The following is a 19,770-nucleotide window of genomic DNA, read 5'->3' on the forward strand; positions in this document are numbered from 1 at the left end:
GATGTTCAGCGCTCCCGCCTGAGGTATCAAGGAGGTCGAATGACCTACTTCATTGATCGCAGACCTAACGCCAAGCACAAGAGCGCGGTCAATCGGCAGCGCTTTCTGGAGCGTTACCGCAAGCACATCAAGCGTTCGGTCGAGGAAGCCGTGAACCGTCGCTCCATCACCGACATGGAGCGCGGCGAGAAAATCTCGATTCCTGCCCGAGACATCTCCGAGCCGGTATTCCAGCACGGCAGCGGCGGCGCCCGTACCATCGTTTCTCCCGGCAACAAGGAGTTTCTGCAGGGGGACAAGATTCGTCGCCCCGGTGGGCAGGGCGGCGGCGGTGGCGGCGCGGGAGAAGGCGGGGCGTCCAACCAGGGGGAGGGCAACGACGAGTTTGCCTTCACCCTCAGCCGCGAGGAGTTTCTGGAATTCGTCTTCGACGGTCTGGAGCTGCCACACTTGCAGCGCAAGCCTTTGAAGTCGCTGGAAGAGATCAAGATGGTGCGGGCCGGGCTGGCCCGTGACGGCGTGCCTTCGCGCATCAGCATTACCCGCTCCATGCGCGAAGCCTACGCCCGCCGCATTGCCATGCGCGCCCCCATCAAACGGGCCTTGAAAGAGGCCGAAGAGGCGCTGGCGGCGGAAGAGCGCAAGGACCCCGTGCTGCGCAACCCGGCCCGGGTGGCGGAGCTCAAGGCCGAGGTGGAGCGGCTGGAGAAGCGCATCGAGGCGATTCCGTTCATCGATACCTACGACCTGCGCTATCACCAACTCGCCGCCCAGCCACAACCCTCGAGCCAGGCGGTGATGTTTTGCGTGATGGACGTTTCCGGCTCGATGACCCAGAACCACAAGGATATCGCCAAGCGGTTTTTCCTGCTGCTCTACCTGTTTCTGGAGAAGCACTACGAAAAGGTCGAGCTGGTGTTCGTGCGCCACCACACCGCCGCTCGGGAGGTCAACGAGGAGGAGTTCTTCTACTCCCGCGAAACCGGCGGAACCATTGTCTCCAGTGCGCTGACGCTGGTGAACAAGATCATCGAAAAGCGCTACCCGGCAGGCCAGTGGAACCTATACGTGGCCCAGGCCTCCGACGGCGACAACTGGGACGATGACTCCAATATCTGTCGCGACCTGCTGGTCAAGCAGCTGATGCCGCAGCTGCAGTATTACGCCTACGTGGAGATCACTCCCCATGATCATCAGTCGCTGTGGCATGAGTATGAAACCGTGGCTGCCCAGTTTCCCGAGCGTTTTGCCATGCGCCAGATCGTCAATGCCGGGGATATCTATCCCGTCTTCCGTGAGTTGTTCAAGCGCCGCTTGAGCCAGGAGCGCTAGCGCGCGTTAAGGAGTGGGCCATGAGTGTCGACCGCAACCCCATCGCGACGGGTTCCGATTGGAACTTCGGAATTCTGGAGCGCTTTGACGAAGAGCTGGCGCGGCTGGCTGACGAGTATCGGCTGGATACCTATCCCAATCAGATAGAAGTGATCACCACCGAGCAGATGATGGATGCCTACGCCAGCGTGGGGATGCCGGTGGGCTATCACCACTGGTCGTTTGGCAAGCAGTTTCTGGCCGTGGAACAGGCCTACAAGCGGGGCCAGATGGGCCTGGCCTACGAATTGGTGATCAACTCCAACCCCTGTATCGCTTACCTGATGGAGGAGAATACATTGATGATGCAGGTGCTGGTGATTGCCCACGCCTGCTACGGCCATAACTCGTTCTTCAAGGGCAACTATCTGTTTCGTACCTGGACCGATGCCGAGTCCATCGTCGATTATCTGGTATTTGCCCGCAAGTACATTACCCAGTGCGAAGAGCGACACGGTTCCCACGCCGTGGAGCAACTGCTGGACGCTTGCCACGCCCTGCAGAACTACGGGGTCGACCGTTACAAGCGGCCTTCGCCCATGTCGGCCGAGGAGGAGGCCAAGCGCCAGGAGGAGCGAGAGGCCTACCTGCAAACCCAGGTCAACATGCTCTGGCGTACCATTCCCGAGCCGCCGACGGGTGCCGTGCCGCTACCCGGGGCGCTGCACAGCGACGATGACCCGCTAGGACTGCACAGTGGCGGGCGCTACCCCTCGGAGCCCCAGGAGAACCTGCTCTACTTCATCGAGAAGAACGCGCCGCTGCTGGCCCCCTGGCAGCGGGAGATCGTGCGCATCGTGCGCAAGCTGGCGCAGTACTTCTACCCTCAGCGGCAAACCCAGGTAATGAATGAGGGCTGGGCGTGCTTCTGGCACTACACCCTGATGAATCGGCTCTATGACGAGGGCAAGGTGGACGAAGGGCTGATGCTGGAGTTTCTGCAGTCCCACGCAGCGGTCATCAATCAGCCGGGGTTCGATAGCCCTTACTACAGCGGCCTGAACCCCTACGCGCTGGGCTTTGCGATGTTCATGGATATCAAGCGTATCTGCGAAGACCCCACCGCCGAAGATCGCGAATGGTTTCCGGACATTGCCGGTAGCCCCTGGCGAGACACGCTGGAGTTCGCCATGCGTAACTTCAAGGACGAGTCGTTCATTCAGCAGTTTCTATCACCCAAGGTGATGCGTGACCTGAAGCTGTTCATGATCGTCGACGACGACCAGTCGGAAATGTTGGAAGTGGCGGCGATTCATGACGAGCGGGGGTATCGGCGGGTGCGCGATGCGCTATCGACCCAGTATGCGCTATCGGTACGCGAGCCCAACATTCAAGTAGTGGAGGCCGCCATTCGGGGGGATCGTTCCCTGACACTGCATCACGTTCAGGACCATCGTCGTCCGCTGGCCAGAAGCGTGTATCCGGTGATTCGTCACCTTCAGCAGCTGTGGGGGTTTCCGGTGCACCTGGTGTCGCTGGACGAGGGGCGGGTGACTCGCCGCTACCAGTGGCCGGTAGAAGAAGAGAACAAGGAAAACCATCCCTGAAAACAGTGACCCCGCGGCGAGCGCGGGGTCCAGGGTATCAGCCTTGTGCGGTCCAGGACTGGCACCAGCCGTCCGGCTCGACACTGTTTTCCGGGAACAGCTGGCAGCCTTCGGTGCCTTCCACGAAAAACATGCAGTTGGAGCACAGTTCACCCTCTTCGAAAGCCGGGTGGTCGCTGGCGTCGCTGGCATTTTCAACGTAGTTCAGTGCCTGGGCTGTCGGTGAGGACGGGTCCAGACGGGGCAGCTCCTGAGCAAAAGCAGTTTTCGACAGGATACCCGCACCAAACGGCAGGGCAGCAAGCCCCAGCACGCTGTTACGCATGAACTTACGACGGCTCTGATTAGCCATGGTGTCTCCTTATCGTCACGGTCTGACGGTGTGCTACGGTGATCGGGTGGTGGGCCACCTCTATAAAACTCCGACAGCGAAACGCTGCTGGAGATCTCTAGTACATGCTAGCGCAAGCGTAAAATTAGTGCGAATAACCTTATGAAAAGCGCGACAATTGGCCACGCTGGCCGGCAAGGCTTGGCCCCGCCGGGCAGGCTGCTATACTCGCTGCGTCGTGCAGTATTCATCTTACCGCCACTCATTTGCGAGGACGCCATGCAAAGCGCAGTCATCCTGATCAATACCGAAAAAGGCCAGATCAAGGCCGTGGCCGAACGCCTGGCCGATGTGGAAGGTATCAGTGAGGTGTACTCCACCTGCGGCCGTTACGATCTGGTGGCCATTGCGCGCACCCGCGATTTCGAAAGCCTGGCCGAGCTGGTGACCGAGCGGTTGAATGCCGTGGAAGGCATCAGCGATACCGAGACGCTGAACGCCATGCAGGTTCACTCACGCCATGACCTGGAAACCATGTTTTCCGTTGGTTGGTAACGCCCCGGCTTTGCAAAGCCGATGAAACGAATGATGAAACGCCGCTGACAAGGTGTCTTGAAAGGTAGCAGGGGAGTCCTCCGTTGGCTAAATCACTTTTGCGCTGGCGTCGTCAGGGGCGACGCCTGGGCATTGCCGTGCTGTTCGTGCTGGTCGGTACGGGCTTGTGGGAGTATCAAGGGCGCCAGCACCAGCAGGCTTATACCTGGATGGGCGTACCCACCTGGGAAACATTGCACCCTACCAGCCTGCACCGTGTACTGCGTAACGATGGCTTTTTAGTGGGGTGGTCGGATGTACGAGTGGGGGCGTTATGGGTCAGCTACCAGGTAGAGGCCGTGCCTGAGGACATGCGCATTGGGCCCAGGCCCAATTTCCAGCCAGATTGGCGCATGCTGTGGCCGGTGAGTACCGATAGCTATTCCGGCAGTGGCTACGACAGAGGACATCTGGCGCCCAACTACGCCATTGCTGCCGTGCATGGGCGCAGCGCGCAGGTGGACACGTTCTTGATGAGCAACATGCTTCCCCAGCGGCCGAATCTGAATCGTCAGCTCTGGCAGCGGCTCGAAGCCTCCGTCATGGATCACTTTGCGCCGCGTTTCGATCGCTTGCAGGTGATTACCGGGCCGGTCTACCCCGAGCGCTTCATGGATAACGTCTTCAACCGCGTGGGGTGGGTGGAAATACCCGAAGCCTTTTACAAGATCATCGTGGCACCCCATGATGAGGCGCCCTTGGCGCTGGCCTTCATCATGCCCCAGGACGTACAGGGCAATGAGCCGCTGAACGACTACCTGGTGACCATCGATGAGATCGAAGCCCGCACCGGGCTGAATTTCTTCCCGAATCTCTCACCCCAGCTTGAAGCCGTGCTGGAAGGCGAGCTGCGCACCCAGGGGTGGGCGCTGGAGGAGGTATCTCGTCGTCCAGGCCGGTTCCAGTAGTACGATACGCTGCATGCTAGCAGGCCAAGGCGTTGCCCTGGCCTGCCGCTTGAGCGCAGACACGGCCATGCTCGAACGGTATGGGCTCGATATACATGAAATAGACAGGCAGAAGAGAAGGCAGGCAGAAGAGAAATAGTGGGGAAGAAAAAGTATCAGAGCAAAAGGGTATCAGAGAATAAAAGCATACAGATGAGAGTGCGCCAAAATAGGGCGACTAATGAGGGATAATAAACAGATAGAAGGACATCAGAGGGGATAATACGAAAGCAAGAGCGATACGGGGGGCATCGATGGTGCCCAGGAGAGGACTTGAACCTCCACGTCCGTACGGACACTAGCACCTGAAGCTAGCGCGTCTACCAATTCCGCCACCTGGGCGTATCGACTCTTTCACTGCTGTACTGCTTTCACAATACATTCAGCCACTACGTCGGTGTTCGCATGGTGCCCAGGAGAGGACTTGAACCTCCACGACCATACGGTCACTAGCACCTGAAGCTAGCGCGTCTACCAATTCCGCCACCTGGGCGAACACGAACGTACTGCCTTTCTTTTACTGCTTTACTTGCCGCTGCACCGTTCTGATTCATGAAAGGGGATAACATGAAACAGTTGGTGCCCAGAAGAGGACTTGAACCTCCACGACCATACGGTCACTAGCACCTGAAGCTAGCGCGTCTACCAATTCCGCCATCTGGGCAAGTGGCGCGTATGATACCGAGGCTGTGGCTAAATGCAAGCCCCTGGGTGTTTTTTTTAATGTAAAAAACCTGGGTTTGCAGCCCCAAGTGGTTGGGTGATTGAACGGGCGGCGCTATACTGCGCCCATGACCAAACAAAACATGACTTATTTCAACTCATCGTTAGTTGAACACGACGCCCTTCGAGGCGCACATGCCTTTCGCCCGCAGTGCACGCTGCCCGCGCTTTTTGTTCGCCTCCCGCAACCGTTATCAAGGATGTTGATCGCATGAAGTACTGGACGTTGAGTGATGATCCGCACGCCGAGCGCGAGGCGAAGAATTACGATAACCCGGCTCCCAGCCGTGAATACCTGTTGGCTGCCCTGGAAAGCTATGGCAAGCCGATTACCCATGAAAACATGAGCCGCATGCTGGGCATCGAAGACGAAGACCATCTGGAAGCGGTGCGTCGGCGTATGGCGGCCATGGAGCGCGACGGCCAGGTGCTGCGCGACCGTCGAGGCGCCTATGCACTGATCGACAAGCTCGACCTGATCAAGGGCAAGGTGCTGGGCCATCGGGATGGGTTTGGCTTCGTGCTGCGTGATGACGGCAAGAAGCCGGACCTGCTGCTGCCGCCCCGTCAGATGCGTCGCGTCTTCCACGGTGACCACGTACTGGTGCGCGTCAGTGGGCGAGACCGTCGCGGCCGCGACGAAGCCACGATTGCCGAAGTGATTGCCCGCAATACCGAGACCATGGTGGGCGTATACCGCAGCAATACGCCGGAATTCGGGATTCTCATTCCCGAAAACCCGCGGATTACCCAGGAAGTGATCATCCCGCACACCGCCAGCGGTGGTGCCAAGGATGGTCAGGTGATCTCAGCCAGGATCGTCCAGCAGCCCGCCACTCGGGTTCAGCCAGTGGGTGAAGTGATCGAAGTGCTGGGGGAGCGTATGGACCCCGGCATGGAAATCGACATCGCCATCCGCAGCTACGACATTCCCGCCGAGTTTCCGCCGGAGGTATTGGATCAGATCAGCGAAATCTCCGCTGAAGTGCTGGAAGCCGACAAGCAGCACCGCGTCGATCTGCGCGACCTGCCGTTGGTGACCATCGACGACGAATCCGCCAAGGATTTCGACGATGCGGTGTGTGCCTGGAAGACCAAGTCCGGTAGCTGGAAGCTGGTCGTCGCGATTGCCGACGTTTCTCATTATGTGCGCCCTGGTACCGCGCTGGATGACGAAGCGCGCACCCGCGGCAACTCGGTCTACTTCCCGGGGCAAGTGGTGCCCATGCTGCCCGAGCTGCTTTCCAACGGTCTTTGTTCATTGAATCCGCACGTCGACCGGCTGGTGATGGTGTGCGAAATGAACATTTCCAAGACCGGTGCCATCAGCCGCTACTCCTTCTATGAAGCCGTGATGAATTCCCATGCCCGACTCACCTATAACAAGGTGGCGGCCATGCTGGACGGCGATAGTGAAGAAGGGGAGGCGCTGCGTCGGGAGCACGCCGAGCTGGTCAAGCCGCTCAAGAACCTGCATGAGCTGTACGGCCTGCTGCGCGCTGCTCGGGAAGAGCGTGGGGCAATCGACTTCGATACCACGGAAACGGCGATCATCTTCAATGAAGAGCGCAAGATCGAGAAGATCGTGCCGCGTAGCCGTAACGATGCCCACAAGCTGATCGAGGAGTGCATGCTGGCCGCCAACGTGGCGACGGCGCGTTTCCTCGACAAGCACGACCTGCCGGCGCTGTATCGTATCCACGAGCGTCCAACGCCTGAGCGGCTCGACAAGCTGCGCCTGTTCCTGAGTGAGCTGGGGCTTTCGGTGGGCGGCGGCGACGAGCCGACGCCTCAGGATTACCAGGCACTGCGGGAAGCGATTGCCGACCGCCCGGATGCCGACATCATCCAGACCGTGATGCTGCGCTCGATGAATCAGGCGGTCTATTCGCCGCAGAACGAGGGGCACTTCGGCCTTGCTTACCAGGCCTACGCCCATTTCACGTCGCCCATTCGGCGTTATCCTGACCTGCTGGTGCATCGGGCCATTCGCTCGGTGATTCGCGGGCCGCGCCAGACCGCCACCGTGGTGCGGGTAGAGGGTGCGCCGGTGGATCCGCCGAGCAAGTGGTGCCCCTACACCTTCGAGCAGATGCTGGAGCTGGGCGAACACTGCTCCATGACCGAACGGCGGGCCGATGAAGCCACCCGTGACGTGGAGAGCTGGCTCAAGTGCGAGTTCATGTCGGACAAGCTGGGCGAAACCTTTGAGGGCACCATCGCCTCGGTGACCCAGTTCGGGCTCTTCGTGCGTCTCGATGACTTCTTTGTGGAAGGGCTCGTGCACGTCACGTCACTGCCTTCCGACTACTACCACTACGAAGCCGAGAAGCATCGTCTCAAGGGTGAGCGCACCGGCACCACCTATCGCCTGGGCGATGGCCTGACCGTGCAAGTGGCGCGGGTGGACATGGATGATCGCAAGATCGACTTTGGTCTTGCCGATGACAAGCCGCGCCCGCAGCGTCAGCCGCGCAAGCGTCGTAGTGAAAGCTCTGGTGAAAAAGGCGCTGGAGCAGGAGCAAAGGCGGCTGCCGGTGAGCAGCCCGCCCGTCGTGGCCCGCGCCGTACGCGCAGTGGGTCGCGTAAACCATCTTCGAAGAAGGGTTGAGCATGAAATCGGCGTCGTCTCGACGTAGCCCGCGCCCGGCTACACGCACTCCTGTCCGTACGCCTGATGGCCTGGATCACGTCTATGGAGTGCATGCCCTGGAGAGTCTGCTGGCACGGGGCGAGTCGCCCAAGGAGCTGTGGGTGCAGCAGGGCGCAGGTCAGCGTTTGCAAACGCTGGTGGCCGATGCCCGAGCCAGCGGTGCGGCGGTCAAGGAGCAGCCGCGTGACGTGCTCGATCAGTTGACCCAAGGGGCGGCGCATCAGGGGGTGGTTGCCTTCTGTGCACCCTTGACGGCAGAAGGTGAGGAGTCCTTGTGGCTCAAGCTCCGCGCCTGGCCGTCGGATACGCCTCCTTTGCTGCTGGTGCTGGATGGCGTCACCGACGTGCATAACTTTGGCGCGTGCCTGCGCAGTGCCGATGCCTCGGGTGCCCATGGAGTGATCGTGGCCAAGGACAAGGCGGCGCCGCTCAACGCCACGGTCAGAAAAGTCGCCTGTGGTGCCGCAGAGGTGGTGCCGGTCTATCAGGTCACCAATCTGGCGCGCACGCTGGCCAGGCTCAAGGAAGAGGGCGTGTGGATCACCGGCACCGCCGGTGAGGCACAGGCCAGCGTATTCGATATCGACTTCACCGGCCCGACCGCGCTGGTGATGGGTGCCGAAGGCAAGGGGTTGCGCCGGTTGACGCGGGAAGCGTGTGATCATCTGGCCAAGCTGCCCATGGCGGGGCAGGTATCTAGCCTGAATGTCTCGGTGGCTGCCGGAATCTGTCTGTTTGAAGCGGTGCGTCAGCGGCAGCTTGCAAGTTAGCCTCCGTCCCACTAGAATGCTTGCGCCCGTTTATACATAAGCGGGCGTTCGTATTGGTAACCCCTCTACGACACTGGTTTTATCTGCTTGATGTTCTTTTCAGCCATACGTGGCTTGCCAAGGGCATTTCAGTCAACTCCTTGCTTCCCAGTCGCTGTCAGAGCATATGCTCCGGCACACTCAGGAAGCTGCCAAACCGCAAGGAGATTCCATGCGTCATTATGAAATCGTGTTCATGGTCCACCCGGATCAGAGCGAGCAAGTACCGGCAATGGTCGAGCGCTACACCAGCATCGTCACCGAAAGCGGCGGTACTGTGCATCGTCTGGAAGATTGGGGCCGTCGTCACCTGGCTTACCCGATCAACAAGATCCACAAAGCCCACTACGTGCTGATGAACGTTGAGTGCACCGGCGAGACTCTCGAAGAAATCGAGAACATCTTCCGCTTCAACGACGCCATCATCCGCAGCCTGGTTGTGCGCTGCAAGGAAGCCGTTACCGAAGCTTCTCCGATGATGAAGCCGGCAGAAGAAAAGCGTCCGCGTCGCGAAGAAAAGCCGCGCGCTGAAGCTGAAGAAACTGCCTGATTCTATCCACTGCACGTTTTAAGGAGCTAGTCCATGGCACGTTTTTTCCGTCGCCGCAAGTTTTGCCGCTTCACTGCTGAAGGCGTCAAGCAGATCGACTACAAAGATCTCGACACGCTGAAGGCTTACATCACGGAAACCGGCAAGATCGTTCCGAGCCGTATCACCGGCACCAAAGCACGCTATCAGCGTCAGCTGGCGACCGCTATCAAGCGTTCACGCTACCTGGCACTGCTGCCCTACTCCGATAGCCATCAGTAAGCGTTTAACGTGATGCTGGCACTGGCAAGATGGCTGATGCGCGGAACGCCCTATGCCGTAGGCGGGGCGGCCCTGGCATCGCTGGTGCCCTGGCTGTTTTGGCTAGGCGCTGCCATTGCCGCACTGGTGACCTTGCGCAAGGGGTTCGCTCCTGCGCTGCCGGTCATCATCGCCGCTGCTCTGCCTGCCGGTTTCTGGTGGGCACAAGGTGATGTGATACCACTGGCCAGCGTTCTGCTGGTCACGCTGATGTCCGTCATCCTGCGCGAGCGGATGCGCTGGAGCGAAGCCTTGATCGTGGGCACATTGGCTGCCGCGGTCATGGTTCAGCTGGGCATTTTCAGCCCGCCAGGGGGAACGCAGCTCATGCTGGAGCAGCTGCGGGAGAGCTCTACCGAGATCGACCGCATGCTCACCGAGTTTGCCAACCAGGGCGTCGATACGACGGCCTTGGCTGCCATGGTCATCGGTGGTGTGACGGGCTTGGTCGTGTTGCTGGCCGCCATTATCTGCCTGGCGCTGGCCCGCAGCTGGCAAGCCGGGCTGTACAACCCCGGTGGCTTTCGCGAAGAGTTTCATGCGTTGCGCCTGAACCCCCGTGAACTTGTCGTTCTGGTGGTGCTGGGAGTGGCAGGCATGGCGCTTGGTGCGCAGGCACTGGCGATGCTGTGTTGGGTTCCGCTGCTGATTGCCGGTATTGCGTTGGTGCATGGTTTTATTGGAATAAAGGGGATGAACGGGCTGTGGCTGGTGGCATTTTATGTGCTGCTGATCACGACCTGGCCCACGATTCTCATTGTGCTGCTGTTGGGGCTGATCGATACATTTGCGAACGTTCGCGCACGCCTTGCCCGCAGCAACTGACAAGAGGTTTACGAGATGGAAGTCATTCTGCTCGACAAGATTGGTAAGCTGGGCGGCCTGGGTGACAAGGTCACTGTCAAGCCTGGTTATGGTCGTAACTACCTGGTGCCTTACGGCTTAGCCGTACCGGCCACCAAGGACAACATCGAAGCGTTCGAAGCGCAGCGTGCCGAGCTCGAAGCGCAAGCCGCTGAGCGTAAGGCAGAAGCCCAGGCGCGTGCCGAGCAACTCAACGACATCGAACTGTCGTTGGTGTCCAAGGCAGGCGACGAAGGCAAGCTGTTCGGCTCTATCGGTCCTCGTGACCTGGCCGACGCGATCTCCTCTGCGGGAATCGACGTCGCCAAGAGCGAAGTACGCATGCCGCAAGGCCCGATTCGTCAAACTGGCGAATACGACATCGACCTCCACCTGCATGCAGAAGTGGACGCCGTTGTACGCGTGGTCGTTGTCGCCGAGTAATCATACTCGCCAACGCTGACGCCTCAAAGGGCGCGGGTTCTCCCGCGCCCTTTGTCTTTTTAGGTACTTTGTCTTTTTAGGCCCTGGGGCTCTTTTGGCAAGGGGCGACACAGCAGGCTTATAAAGCCCTCCCTTTACGTGGGGGCCAGTGGTGTTATCCGAGCCGCACGGCTAAGATAAGCGCCGTTGGCTATCGGGTAATTGTTAAGGAGCTCGCAATGCAGGACCAGCCTTCTGCTGATCAGGAAACGGCAGCGTTAAAACTGCCACCGCATTCATTGGAAGCGGAGCAGTCGGTGTTAGGCGGGCTCATGCTGGACAACCAGGCGTGGGACAACGTCTCCGAGCGTCTGGTGGCCGACGATTTTTACCGCTATGAACACCGGCTGGTGTTCAATGTGATGACACATCTGGCCGAATCGGGCCAGCCGCTGGACGTCGTGACCCTTTCCGAGGCGCTGGAAGCCCGCGACCAGCTGGATACGGTGGGCGGGCTGAGTTTCCTGGCCGAGCTGGCGCGCAACACACCTTCGGCCAGCAACATACGCGCCTATGCCGATATTGTCCGTGAGCGTGCCACGCTGCGTAAGCTCATTCGGGCGGCCAACCAGATTGCCGAAGGGGCTTTTTCGCCTCAGGGCAGGCCCGCCGACGAGCTGCTCAACGAGGCCGAGCGGCTGGTGTTCCAGATTGCCGAAGAGCGGCCCAAGACCGGTGGCCCCATTGGCATGAGTGACCTGCTCACCAAGGCCGTGGATCGGATCGATGAGCTGTTCAACCTGAAAGGGGAAATGACCGGCCTTTCCACCGGCTTTCGTGATCTGGATGAGATGACTTCGGGCCTGCAGCCTTCCGATCTGGTCATCATTGCCGGGCGGCCCTCGATGGGCAAGACCACCTTCGCCATGAACCTGGTCGAGCATGCGGTCATTTCCAGTGACAAGCCGGTAATGGTGTTTTCCATGGAGATGCCCGCCGAATCGCTGATGCTGCGTGTGCTCTCGTCATTGGGACGTATCGATCAGACCCGCGTGCGTTCGGGTCAGTTGGAAGACGAAGATTGGCCGCGGCTGACCTCGGCGGTGAACCTGCTGAAAGACAAGCAGCTGTTCATCGATGACACGGCAGCCTTGTCACCCAATGAGATGCGCTCACGGCTACGTCGGGTGGTGCGTGAGCACGGCAATATCGCCTTGATCATGATCGACTATCTGCAGTTGATGCAGATTCCTGGCTTTAACGAAAACCGCACGGGCGAGATCTCGGAAATTTCGCGTTCGCTGAAAGGCCTGGCCAAGGAGTTCCAGTGCCCGGTGGTGGCGCTTTCCCAGCTGAACCGCTCGCTGGAGCAGCGTCCCAACAAGCGTCCAGTCATGTCGGACCTTCGCGAATCGGGCGCGATCGAGCAGGACGCAGACGTCATTGCCTTCGTGTATCGCGACGAAGTGTATAACCGCGATAACCCGGACAACCAGGGTCTGGCCGAGTTGATCATTGGTAAGCAGCGTAATGGTCCCATCGGGACGGTACACATGGCCTTCATAGGCAAATACACGCGCTTCGAAGACCTGGCGCCGGATAGTTACGGTGAAGCCTTCGGCGATTGACTTGAGGCTGAGGGGGGAGCACGTATAATGCGCTCCCCGTTGGCTGAGTCGTCTGGGTAACCCTCACTGGAAGGGCGGGATGAAAAGCGTGGGTCAATCGCATTGGTAGATAGACAGGAGTAACGCATGGCAGGTGGTTTTAGGCGCGGTAACCGTAAGCGGCTTCCCAAGCTGGAAGGTCGGGGTGAGCTCCAGTCGTTAGAGCGTGAAGGTCCCTTCAAAGAGTGGTTGGGCATGCCCGATCTCTACCGCTACCACTTGGTAGTGGAAGGGGAGCAGTACAGCTACCAGACAGAAGATGCGGAATTACCTGTCACCATTGGCGACAAGGTCGTGTTCCGTTACAAGGAAACCAAAGGGGGCAACTGGATCGATCGCAACTCGCTTGGCAAGGCCATCGACCCCTCGGAGTATCAGTAATACGACACACATCTTGACGTTTCGGTCAGGAACTCTTTTCTGTTATTGCCCTCTTAGGGGGATAGTGCCAAGGTAATACTATTGTCATGGGGCAAAGGTATGCTGTGCTCCATGGCGATGACCAATAACAGGAGGGAACCATGGAACTTAAAGAGCTTAAACAGTTCGTCGAACGTCATGACAATTTTGAAATCCGGGTAATCACGCATTCGGGCAGCCGTTTCTATCAGGTCGAGCTCGAAGACGTCGAGGGTGAGCGTCATATGCTGACCCAGCGTGGCAAGCCTATGCTGTTTCGAGCGCTGGATGATGTGTACCTCGAACTCAAGCGGGCCGGTATCCACCGGGCTTACCTCGTTCAGCACGTGCCTCAGGATGAAGTCATTGGTCGCGACGCCCACTACAGCGCGCCGCTGACCTCGCGTATGCCGCTGGTATTCTGACGCCCAGGCATCACTGATTGCGCGAGCGTGACCCGCATTTTTCCCACCATTGGCCCAGCCGAATTCGGCGACGGGCAAAGAAACGATAGCCTGCATCCATGACGGCGCGCAGGCCAGGCAAGCAAGACAGTCTTACCAGCCGCCTGTAGCCCAACACGGCATACAGGGCCCGGCTGGCATCCATCCCGACATACCAATTTCCCTGCTGATCCTGAAGATGCAGTTGCCCCATCATGGCTTCGAAGCTGAGCCCCAATGCGCCGGGGTCGAAATCCTCGTGCTGAATATCGACCAGACGAATGCGCTGCTGGTGTCGGTGTTTGGCCAGCCAGGCCACTTCGACGCGACAAAAGGGGCAGTGTCCATCGTGGTAGAGCGTGACCGGTGGTTCGGCATGCAGCGTGGCGAAACGGCTCATGAGGAGCGCTCCTCGTGGGTGTACCCTTGGGTGTGAGCGGCTTGCCCGTAATCGGCGGCAGTGGGGAGCGATGCCAGGAACTGCTCTGCCTGCTGGCGCATGGCGTCGCGTTTTTCCTCTTTCATGCGTGCCAGCGAGCCGTAGATCAGTTTCATGCGTGGATTCCGATTGAGCTGTTCGGCATGGGTCTCCAGAAAATGCCAGTAGAGACTGTTGAGCGGGCAGGCCTTGGGGCCGGTGACCTGCTTGGGGGAGTAGCGACAGTGCTGGCAGTGGTCGGACATCTTGTCGATGTATTTGCCGGAAGCGCAGTAGGGCTTGGAGCCCATCAAGCCGCCGTCCGCGTGCAGCACCATACCCAAGGTGTTGGGTAGCTCGACCCACTCGCAGGCGTCGGCGTAAACGGCCAGGTACCAGTCGCACAGCGCCTCTGGCTTGACCCCGCAGAGCAGGGCGAAGTTGCCCGTGACCATCAGGCGCTGAATATGATGCGCGTAGCTGTGGTCGATGGTCATCTGGATGGCGCGTTGCAGGCAGCGCATGTCGGTCTTCGCATCCCAGTAGAAGGCGGGCAAGTCGCGCTGAAAACCCAGCTGGTTCTCACGTTTGTAATCCGGCATGCGCGTCCAGTAGAGGCCGCGCACGTACTCACGCCACCCGAGAATCTGCCGTATGAACCCTTCCACGGCGTTGATCGGTGCCTTGCCTGCCTGATATTGCGCAGCCGCTTCTTCGCATACTTCGAAGGGCGTGAGCAGGCCAATGTTCATGGCAGCAGAGAGGCGCGAGTGGTACAGGTAGGGTGACTGGTCGCTGATGGCATCCTGATAGCGGCCAAAGTCGGCCAGCCCGTGGGTGATGAAGTGCTTCAGGTCTACCAGTGCTTGACGTCGGGTGACCGGCAAGTTGAAGGTCTCGATCTCGCCCATGTGCTCGGGGAACCACTCGGCGGCATTGGCCAGCGCTTCCTTAGTGATTTCATCCTGCCCGTGCATGGGCAGTTGGGGGAAGCTCAGCTCAGGCTGTAAGGGTTCTCTGTTATCGTGGTCGAAATTCCACTGTCCGCCCATGGGGGCGTCGCCTTCCATCAGTAGCCTGGTACGTTTACGCTGTTCCCGGTAGAAGTATTCGAGGCGGATTTGCTTACGCCCCTTGGCCCATTGGGCAAAGTCGTCTGGGGTGGTGAAGAAGCGGTCGTCTTCCAGGATTTTCCAGGGCAGTGAAGCGGCCTGACGCTGCTGCATGGCGTTCCACAGCCGCCACTCGCCGGGGCGCGTCACACGAATTTCATCGCACTGGTACTGTCTTGCCAGCCGCTCGGCTTCATCGATCAATGATTGGGTGTTATCCGCATCGTCCATGCGGCTGTAATGAACGTTGAAGCCTTGGTCGCGCAGTTGTTGGGCAAAATGTCGCATGGCGGCCAGAAAGAGGCCGATCTTGTGTATATGGTGAGGGACGTAGCGTGCTTCTTCAGCGACCTCACAGAACGCCACTACTGCGCCTTCAGAGGCCTGGCGAAGTGTCGGAAGCGACGGGCTAAGCTGGTCGCCCAGAATGAGTAGCAAAGGCTTGGACATGGGTTGGCCTACAGTTATACAAATTATGTTGATAGTATAACTTTATCCCGCGTCTTTGCTGAAAAGTGATAAGATTTAGACCATTGTGAATGATCGACAGCCCCCAGGAGTAAGTGAGATGGCCGACAGCGTTGTAAAGGATCAACCAGGTGAAGGGCGCTTGGCCCACGCGCCAAGCAGTCATCCTCCGGTTGCCCCCGCCAAGGTGGGCGTGGTGCTGGCCAATCTGGGGACTCCCGATGCGACTGACTACTGGTCCATGCGGCGCTATCTCAACGAATTCCTGTCGGATAAGCGGGTCGTGGACTATGCGGGTTGGAAATGGCAGCCGCTGCTGCAGCTCATCATTCTGACCAAGCGCCCCTTTACGTCGGGCCATGCCTACAAAAGCATCTGGAACACCGAAAAAGACGAGAGCCCGTTGCTGACCATTACCCGTGCACAAACGGAAAAGATGACCGCCCGGCTGAAAGCGCTGTATGGCGACAGTGTCGAGGTCGATTTCTGCATGCGCTATGGCAACCCTTCCACGGAAAGCGTGCTGAATCGCATGAAAGAGAAGGGCTGCGAACGCATCGTATTCTTCCCCCTCTACCCGCAGTACGGCTCGCCCACCACGGCTACTGCCAACGATCAGGCCTTTCGCACGCTGATGAAGATGAAGTGGCAGCCCTACCTGCGTACGGTGCCGGCCTACTTTGAACATCCGGCTTACATCCAGGCGCTGGCCAACTCGGTGCAAGAGGCGTACGACGGCTTTGAAAGCCGTCCCACCAAGCTCGTGGCCAGCTACCACGGTGTGCCGGAACGCTATCTGATGGAAGGCGACCCCTACCACTGCCAGTGCCAGAAAACCACGCGCTTGATGCGTGAGCGTCTGGGGTTGAGCAAGGAGGAGGTCGATACCGCCTTCCAGTCACAGTTTGGCCCGGAAAAGTGGGTAGGCCCGCAAACCGTGGACCATGTGGCCGAGCTGGCCAGGCAGGGCCACAAGCACATTGCCATTCTGTCACCTGCCTTCTCCTCCGACTGTGTGGAAACCCTCGAAGAGATCAAGGAGGAAATTCACGACAGCTTCATGGAGGCCGGTGGCGAGACGTTCAGCTATATTCCTTGCCTGAATGATCGCGATGACCATATCGATGCCCTGTTGGCCGTGGTCAACAATGAGCTGTTGGGCTGGTTGCCCGTGCCCGCTCAGTAAGATTTCTGCTCGCGCTGACGCCGCTTTGGCCACTGGCCGAGCGGCTTTTTTATGCCAGCGAGGTGGCTGGAGTTTTTCGAAGGGCTGGTATAAGGTTTGTGCATATAAAATCACATTTATTCAACGTTTAAGCGGCACATGTCGTACCATGCGCCGCTCACGGGAATAGTTTGCGCTTATTTTAGGGAGAGAACGCCGGATGCAATTTGCCGTTTTAATAGGCTTCGTGCTGGCAGCGTCGTCACCGCTGCTCAACCTCTGGTGTAGGGAACGAACCAGTTTGGTGCTTGCGCTGTTTCCAGCGCTGATGGCCGCGTGGCTGATTGGCCAAGCGCCGGTGGTGCTGACTGAAGGGCCGCAACTGCTGGAGTGGGCGTGGGTGCCCTCGCTGGGGATCAGCCTGAGCTTTTTGCTGGATGGCCTGTCGCTGCTGTTTGGCCTGCTGATTTCCGTCATCGGTACTTGCGTACTGATCTATGCTGGCGGGTACTTGAAAGGCCATCCGGATATTGCCCGCTTCCATCTGGCGCTGGTGGCCTTCATGGCCTCCATGATGGGGCTGGTCATGGCCGATGGCCTGTTGACCCTGTTCGTGTTCTGGGAACTGACCAGTATCACCTCGTATCTGTTGATCGGCTTCAACCATAACGATATCGAGGCCAGAAAGTCGGCTCGCCAGGGCTTGTTCGTGACCGTTTCCGGTGGCCTTGCGCTGATGGCGGGACTGGTCCTGCTGGGTGTGGCCAGCGGCAGCTGGTCGCTGAGCGAGATTCTGCAGTCCGACGACAACCTGCGCGAGCATGCGCTCTATACGCCCATGTTGATCTGCCTGCTGCTCGGGGCGTTCACCAAGTCGGCGCAGTTCCCGTTTCATTTCTGGCTGCCGAATGCCATGGCGGCGCCAACGCCGGTCTCGGCTTACCTGCACTCGGCCACCATGGTCAAGGCGGGTATCTACCTGCTGGCGCGCCTGCAGCCCGAACTGGGCGGTACCGGCATGTGGGTGGGCATTCTCTCGGTGGTGGGTGCGACCACCATGCTGACGGGCGCCTTCCTGGCGATCCACCACACCAATATCAAGAAGCTGCTGGCCTACTCGACGATCATGGCGCTGGGCACCTTGACCATGCTGCTGGGCATTGGCTCCGACTATGCCATGACGGCGTTCGTCACCTTCCTGCTGGCGCACTCCATGTACAAAGGCGCGCTCTTCATGGTGGCGGGTATTCTGGACCATGAAACGGGTACCAAGGATGTCACGGCCATGGGGGGCTTGCGGAGAGCCATGCCCGTGACGGCGACGATTGCCTTCGTGGCGGCGCTGTCGTTGGCCGGGGTTCCACCGCTGTTCGGTTTCATTGGCAAGGAGCTGATGCTGGAGGCTGCCTTGGGCGCCGACAGCGTGCGTCTGATGCTGGTGCTGTTTGCGTTCTTCTCGGCCATTCTGACCATTGCCGTGGCGGCCATCATTGCGCTGCGCCCTTTCTTTGGCGCGCAGCATGCCACTCCCAAGGTCGCCCATGAAGCGCCGTTTAGCATGCTGTTGGGGCCTGCACTGCTGGCCTGCGGCTCGCTACTGCTGGGGCTGGCGCCCGCGCTGCTGGGGGTGGATGCACTGCTGACCGCTGCGGCCACTTCGGTAGTGGGCGATGCGCTGACGGTTACCCTGTCGCTGTGGCACGGTATCAACGTGGCGTTGATCATGTCGCTGGTGAGCATGGCGCTGGGCTTTTTGCTGTTCAAGCGTTGGGACGAGGTGCGCAGCCATTTGGCGCGATTGGCACCGGTCATGCGCTATGGGCCGGAAGCAGGCTATGAAGGCTTCATGAATGGCGTCGTACGCTTCTCCGAGTGGCAGACCCATATTCTGCAGAATGGCTACATGCGTAATTACATTCTGGTGATGCTGGTGGTGTTGATCGGCCTGGTCGGTAATTCGATTCTGCTGCGCCACTCGCCCCAGCTGGCGCTGACGCTGGACGTACGTTTTCATGAAATCATCGTGGTCGGTACCATGGCCATGGGGGCAATTTTTGCCACCATCTCGCGCTCGCGCCTGGGAGCCGTGGTGTCGGTTGGCATCATGGGCTTCTCGATTGCGCTGATCTTCATTCTGTTCAGTGCCCCCGATCTCGGCATCACCCAGCTGCTGGTAGAGACCATGACGGTCATTCTGCTGGTGCTGGTGCTGTTTCGCTTGCCGCGTTACTCCAACCTCTCGACCAGCCTCGAGCGCGTGCGTGACGGTGCCGTGGCAGCTGCCATGGGGGTCATGATCTTCCTGTTGATCATGACGGCATGGAGCATCGACCAGTTCGAAACCATTTCCACGTACATGGTCGAGAACAGCGCACCGCTGGCTCATGGGCGCAACATCGTCAACGTGATTCTGGTGGACTACCGTGCCCTGGATACGCTGGGCGAAATGTTCGTGCTGGCGCTGGCCGCCATTGGTGTCATTGCCATGTTGAAACTGCGTCACGATGGCCCCCAGGGCAAATCAGTAGAGGCGGAGAAGAGCAGCGTCAAGGAGCCCTACGATGGTTAAGTCAGGTACGATCATTCTCAATACGGCGGCACGCTTTTTGATGCCGCTGCAACTGATGTTCTCTATTTTTCTGTTGCTGCGTGGCCATGACGAGCCCGGCGGCGGCTTCATCGCCGGGCTGGTGGCGGCGGGGGCGTTTGCGCTTTACCTGTTCGCCTTTGGTGCCAGCGCCACCCGAGAAGTGCTGCGCATGGTCGACCCCCGCGACCTGGTCGGGGCGGGGCTGCTGTTGGGCATGATCTCGGTGGTGCCCGCCTGGTTCATGGGTGAGCCCTTCTTGACCGCACAGTGGTGGACGATTCCCGGTATCGAGTTCAAGGCCTCTACGCCGCTGATCTTCGACGTGGGCGTCTATCTGGCGGTGTTGGGTTCCGTCATGGGCATGGTCATGGCGTTGATGGAGGTGGACAAGGATGAGCCTTGAGCTGCATACCCCGG

The 19,770-nt window shown here is 59.3% G+C and carries 19 protein-coding genes and 3 tRNA genes; 16 read left to right on the forward strand and 6 right to left on the reverse strand.

Annotation, left to right across the window (positions count from 1 at the left end):
* Positions 1-39 precede the first annotated feature (39 nt).
* The gene (locus FEU76_RS02700) at positions 40-1,332 is read left to right on the forward strand and encodes a YeaH/YhbH family protein (protein WP_144980126.1); all 1,293 of its coding nucleotides are present in this window, start codon (positions 40-42) and stop codon (positions 1,330-1,332) included.
* Between the two features lie 20 nt (positions 1,333-1,352).
* Entirely contained in the window at positions 1,353-2,918 is a 1,566-nt protein-coding gene (locus tag FEU76_RS02705) for a SpoVR family protein (RefSeq protein WP_144980128.1), read from the forward strand.
* Between the two features lie 37 nt (positions 2,919-2,955).
* On the opposite strand, the gene FEU76_RS02710 is transcribed toward FEU76_RS02705, so the two are convergent.
* On the reverse strand, positions 2,956-3,270 hold the full coding sequence (locus tag FEU76_RS02710; RefSeq protein ID WP_039181982.1) for a high-potential iron-sulfur protein: 315 nt from the start codon (positions 3,268-3,270) through the stop codon (positions 2,956-2,958).
* A gap of 258 nt (positions 3,271-3,528) precedes the next feature.
* Here FEU76_RS02710 and FEU76_RS02715 point away from each other — a divergent pair, with 258 nt between their 5' ends.
* A complete protein-coding gene (locus FEU76_RS02715) occupies positions 3,529-3,804 on the forward strand; it encodes an Lrp/AsnC family transcriptional regulator (protein ID WP_026002022.1) in 276 nt (91 codons plus the stop codon).
* An 83-nt stretch (positions 3,805-3,887) separates the two neighbouring features.
* Positions 3,888-4,751, forward strand: a complete 864-nt coding sequence (locus FEU76_RS02720) for a DNA/RNA non-specific endonuclease (RefSeq protein WP_227407781.1) — start codon at positions 3,888-3,890, stop codon at positions 4,749-4,751.
* A gap of 294 nt (positions 4,752-5,045) precedes the next feature.
* Here the strand turns inward: FEU76_RS02720 and FEU76_RS02725 are convergent.
* The 3 genes from FEU76_RS02725 to FEU76_RS02735 form a co-directional block, all read right to left on the reverse strand.
* Positions 5,046-5,132, reverse strand: a tRNA-Leu gene (locus tag FEU76_RS02725).
* Between the two features lie 64 nt (positions 5,133-5,196).
* Positions 5,197-5,283: transfer RNA gene (locus FEU76_RS02730), tRNA-Leu, on the reverse strand.
* 84 nt (positions 5,284-5,367) lie between these two features.
* Positions 5,368-5,454: transfer RNA gene (locus tag FEU76_RS02735), tRNA-Leu, on the reverse strand.
* Between the two features lie 270 nt (positions 5,455-5,724).
* Between FEU76_RS02735 and rnr the strand changes: the two genes are divergently transcribed.
* The 9 genes from rnr to FEU76_RS02780 all read left to right on the forward strand — a co-directional run bounded on the left by rnr (position 5,725) and on the right by FEU76_RS02780 (position 13,582).
* A complete protein-coding gene (gene rnr, locus FEU76_RS02740; RefSeq protein ID WP_144980131.1) occupies positions 5,725-8,124 on the forward strand; it encodes a ribonuclease R in 2,400 nt (799 codons plus the stop codon).
* A 2-nt stretch (positions 8,125-8,126) separates the two neighbouring features.
* Positions 8,127-8,936 carry a 23S rRNA (guanosine(2251)-2'-O)-methyltransferase RlmB gene (gene rlmB / locus FEU76_RS02745; RefSeq protein ID WP_039181991.1) on the forward strand — a complete coding sequence of 270 codons (810 nt, stop codon included), beginning with the start codon at positions 8,127-8,129 and terminating at the stop codon, positions 8,934-8,936.
* Positions 8,937-9,147: 211 nt separating this feature from the next.
* On the forward strand, positions 9,148-9,525 hold the full coding sequence (gene rpsF, locus FEU76_RS02750) for a 30S ribosomal protein S6 (protein WP_016916554.1): 378 nt from the start codon (positions 9,148-9,150) through the stop codon (positions 9,523-9,525).
* A 33-nt stretch (positions 9,526-9,558) separates the two neighbouring features.
* The gene (gene rpsR, locus FEU76_RS02755; protein ID WP_009097135.1) at positions 9,559-9,786 is read left to right on the forward strand and encodes a 30S ribosomal protein S18; all 228 of its coding nucleotides are present in this window, start codon (positions 9,559-9,561) and stop codon (positions 9,784-9,786) included.
* Positions 9,787-9,798: 12 nt separating this feature from the next.
* Complete coding sequence (locus tag FEU76_RS02760) at positions 9,799-10,650, forward strand: hypothetical protein (protein ID WP_039181996.1); 852 nt, start codon at positions 9,799-9,801, stop codon at positions 10,648-10,650.
* 15 nt (positions 10,651-10,665) lie between these two features.
* A complete protein-coding gene (gene rplI, locus FEU76_RS02765) occupies positions 10,666-11,112 on the forward strand; it encodes a 50S ribosomal protein L9 (protein WP_016916556.1) in 447 nt (148 codons plus the stop codon).
* 218 nt (positions 11,113-11,330) lie between these two features.
* The gene (gene dnaB / locus FEU76_RS02770; protein WP_039182000.1) at positions 11,331-12,719 is read left to right on the forward strand and encodes a replicative DNA helicase; all 1,389 of its coding nucleotides are present in this window, start codon (positions 11,331-11,333) and stop codon (positions 12,717-12,719) included.
* Between the two features lie 126 nt (positions 12,720-12,845).
* Positions 12,846-13,139: a hypothetical protein gene (locus tag FEU76_RS02775; RefSeq protein ID WP_039182003.1), complete on the forward strand. Its 294-nt coding sequence runs from the start codon at positions 12,846-12,848 to the stop codon at positions 13,137-13,139.
* A 140-nt stretch (positions 13,140-13,279) separates the two neighbouring features.
* Positions 13,280-13,582 carry a DUF6482 family protein gene (locus FEU76_RS02780; RefSeq protein ID WP_039182006.1) on the forward strand — a complete coding sequence of 101 codons (303 nt, stop codon included), beginning with the start codon at positions 13,280-13,282 and terminating at the stop codon, positions 13,580-13,582.
* Between the two features lie 10 nt (positions 13,583-13,592).
* On the opposite strand, the gene FEU76_RS02785 is transcribed toward FEU76_RS02780, so the two are convergent.
* Positions 13,593-14,000, reverse strand: a complete 408-nt coding sequence (locus tag FEU76_RS02785; protein ID WP_039182008.1) for a thiol-disulfide oxidoreductase DCC family protein — start codon at positions 13,998-14,000, stop codon at positions 13,593-13,595.
* Entirely contained in the window at positions 13,997-15,580 is a 1,584-nt protein-coding gene (locus FEU76_RS02790; protein WP_144980134.1) for a cryptochrome/photolyase family protein, read from the reverse strand. The genes FEU76_RS02785 and FEU76_RS02790 overlap by 4 nt, the downstream gene beginning before the upstream one ends.
* 118 nt (positions 15,581-15,698) lie before the next feature.
* Between FEU76_RS02790 and hemH the strand changes: the two genes are divergently transcribed.
* The 3 genes from hemH to FEU76_RS02805 all read left to right on the forward strand — a co-directional run bounded on the left by hemH (position 15,699) and on the right by FEU76_RS02805 (position 19,756).
* Complete coding sequence (gene hemH, locus FEU76_RS02795) at positions 15,699-16,784, forward strand: ferrochelatase (RefSeq protein WP_096921228.1); 1,086 nt, start codon at positions 15,699-15,701, stop codon at positions 16,782-16,784.
* 199 nt (positions 16,785-16,983) lie between these two features.
* A complete protein-coding gene (locus tag FEU76_RS02800) occupies positions 16,984-19,332 on the forward strand; it encodes a putative monovalent cation/H+ antiporter subunit A (RefSeq protein WP_096921227.1) in 2,349 nt (782 codons plus the stop codon).
* Positions 19,325-19,756 carry a Na+/H+ antiporter subunit B gene (locus FEU76_RS02805; RefSeq protein WP_016916564.1) on the forward strand — a complete coding sequence of 144 codons (432 nt, stop codon included), beginning with the start codon at positions 19,325-19,327 and terminating at the stop codon, positions 19,754-19,756. Before FEU76_RS02800 ends, FEU76_RS02805 begins: the two co-directional genes overlap by 8 nt.
* Positions 19,757-19,770: the final 14 nt, after the last annotated feature.

Origin of the sequence: Halomonas sp. C22 (assembly GCF_007655045.1) — a bacterium.
GTDB lineage: Bacteria > Pseudomonadota > Gammaproteobacteria > Pseudomonadales > Halomonadaceae > Vreelandella > Vreelandella hamiltonii.

Bases quoted from the DNA above. Each gene is read 5' to 3' on its own strand.
- FEU76_RS02760 (WP_039181996.1), top strand. From the start codon at position 9,799: ATGCTGGCACTGGCAAGATGGCTGATGCGCGGAACGCCCTATGCCGTA.
- FEU76_RS02715 (WP_026002022.1), top strand. From the start codon at position 3,529: ATGCAAAGCGCAGTCATCCTGATCAATACCGAAAAAGGCCAGATCAAG.
- FEU76_RS02775 (WP_039182003.1), top strand. From the start codon at position 12,846: ATGGCAGGTGGTTTTAGGCGCGGTAACCGTAAGCGGCTTCCCAAGCTG.
- rlmB (WP_039181991.1), top strand. From the start codon at position 8,127: ATGAAATCGGCGTCGTCTCGACGTAGCCCGCGCCCGGCTACACGCACT.
- hemH (WP_096921228.1), top strand. From the start codon at position 15,699: ATGGCCGACAGCGTTGTAAAGGATCAACCAGGTGAAGGGCGCTTGGCC.
- FEU76_RS02805 (WP_016916564.1), top strand. From the start codon at position 19,325: ATGGTTAAGTCAGGTACGATCATTCTCAATACGGCGGCACGCTTTTTG.
- dnaB (WP_039182000.1), top strand. From the start codon at position 11,331: ATGCAGGACCAGCCTTCTGCTGATCAGGAAACGGCAGCGTTAAAACTG.
- rplI (WP_016916556.1), top strand. From the start codon at position 10,666: ATGGAAGTCATTCTGCTCGACAAGATTGGTAAGCTGGGCGGCCTGGGT.
- rpsR (WP_009097135.1), top strand. From the start codon at position 9,559: ATGGCACGTTTTTTCCGTCGCCGCAAGTTTTGCCGCTTCACTGCTGAA.
- FEU76_RS02790 (WP_144980134.1), bottom strand. From the start codon at position 15,580: ATGTCCAAGCCTTTGCTACTCATTCTGGGCGACCAGCTTAGCCCGTCG.
- rnr (WP_144980131.1), top strand. From the start codon at position 5,725: ATGAAGTACTGGACGTTGAGTGATGATCCGCACGCCGAGCGCGAGGCG.
- FEU76_RS02700 (WP_144980126.1), top strand. From the start codon at position 40: ATGACCTACTTCATTGATCGCAGACCTAACGCCAAGCACAAGAGCGCG.
- FEU76_RS02705 (WP_144980128.1), top strand. From the start codon at position 1,353: ATGAGTGTCGACCGCAACCCCATCGCGACGGGTTCCGATTGGAACTTC.
- FEU76_RS02800 (WP_096921227.1), top strand. From the start codon at position 16,984: ATGCAATTTGCCGTTTTAATAGGCTTCGTGCTGGCAGCGTCGTCACCG.
- FEU76_RS02710 (WP_039181982.1), bottom strand. From the start codon at position 3,270: ATGGCTAATCAGAGCCGTCGTAAGTTCATGCGTAACAGCGTGCTGGGG.
- FEU76_RS02785 (WP_039182008.1), bottom strand. From the start codon at position 14,000: ATGAGCCGTTTCGCCACGCTGCATGCCGAACCACCGGTCACGCTCTAC.
- FEU76_RS02780 (WP_039182006.1), top strand. From the start codon at position 13,280: ATGGAACTTAAAGAGCTTAAACAGTTCGTCGAACGTCATGACAATTTT.
- rpsF (WP_016916554.1), top strand. From the start codon at position 9,148: ATGCGTCATTATGAAATCGTGTTCATGGTCCACCCGGATCAGAGCGAG.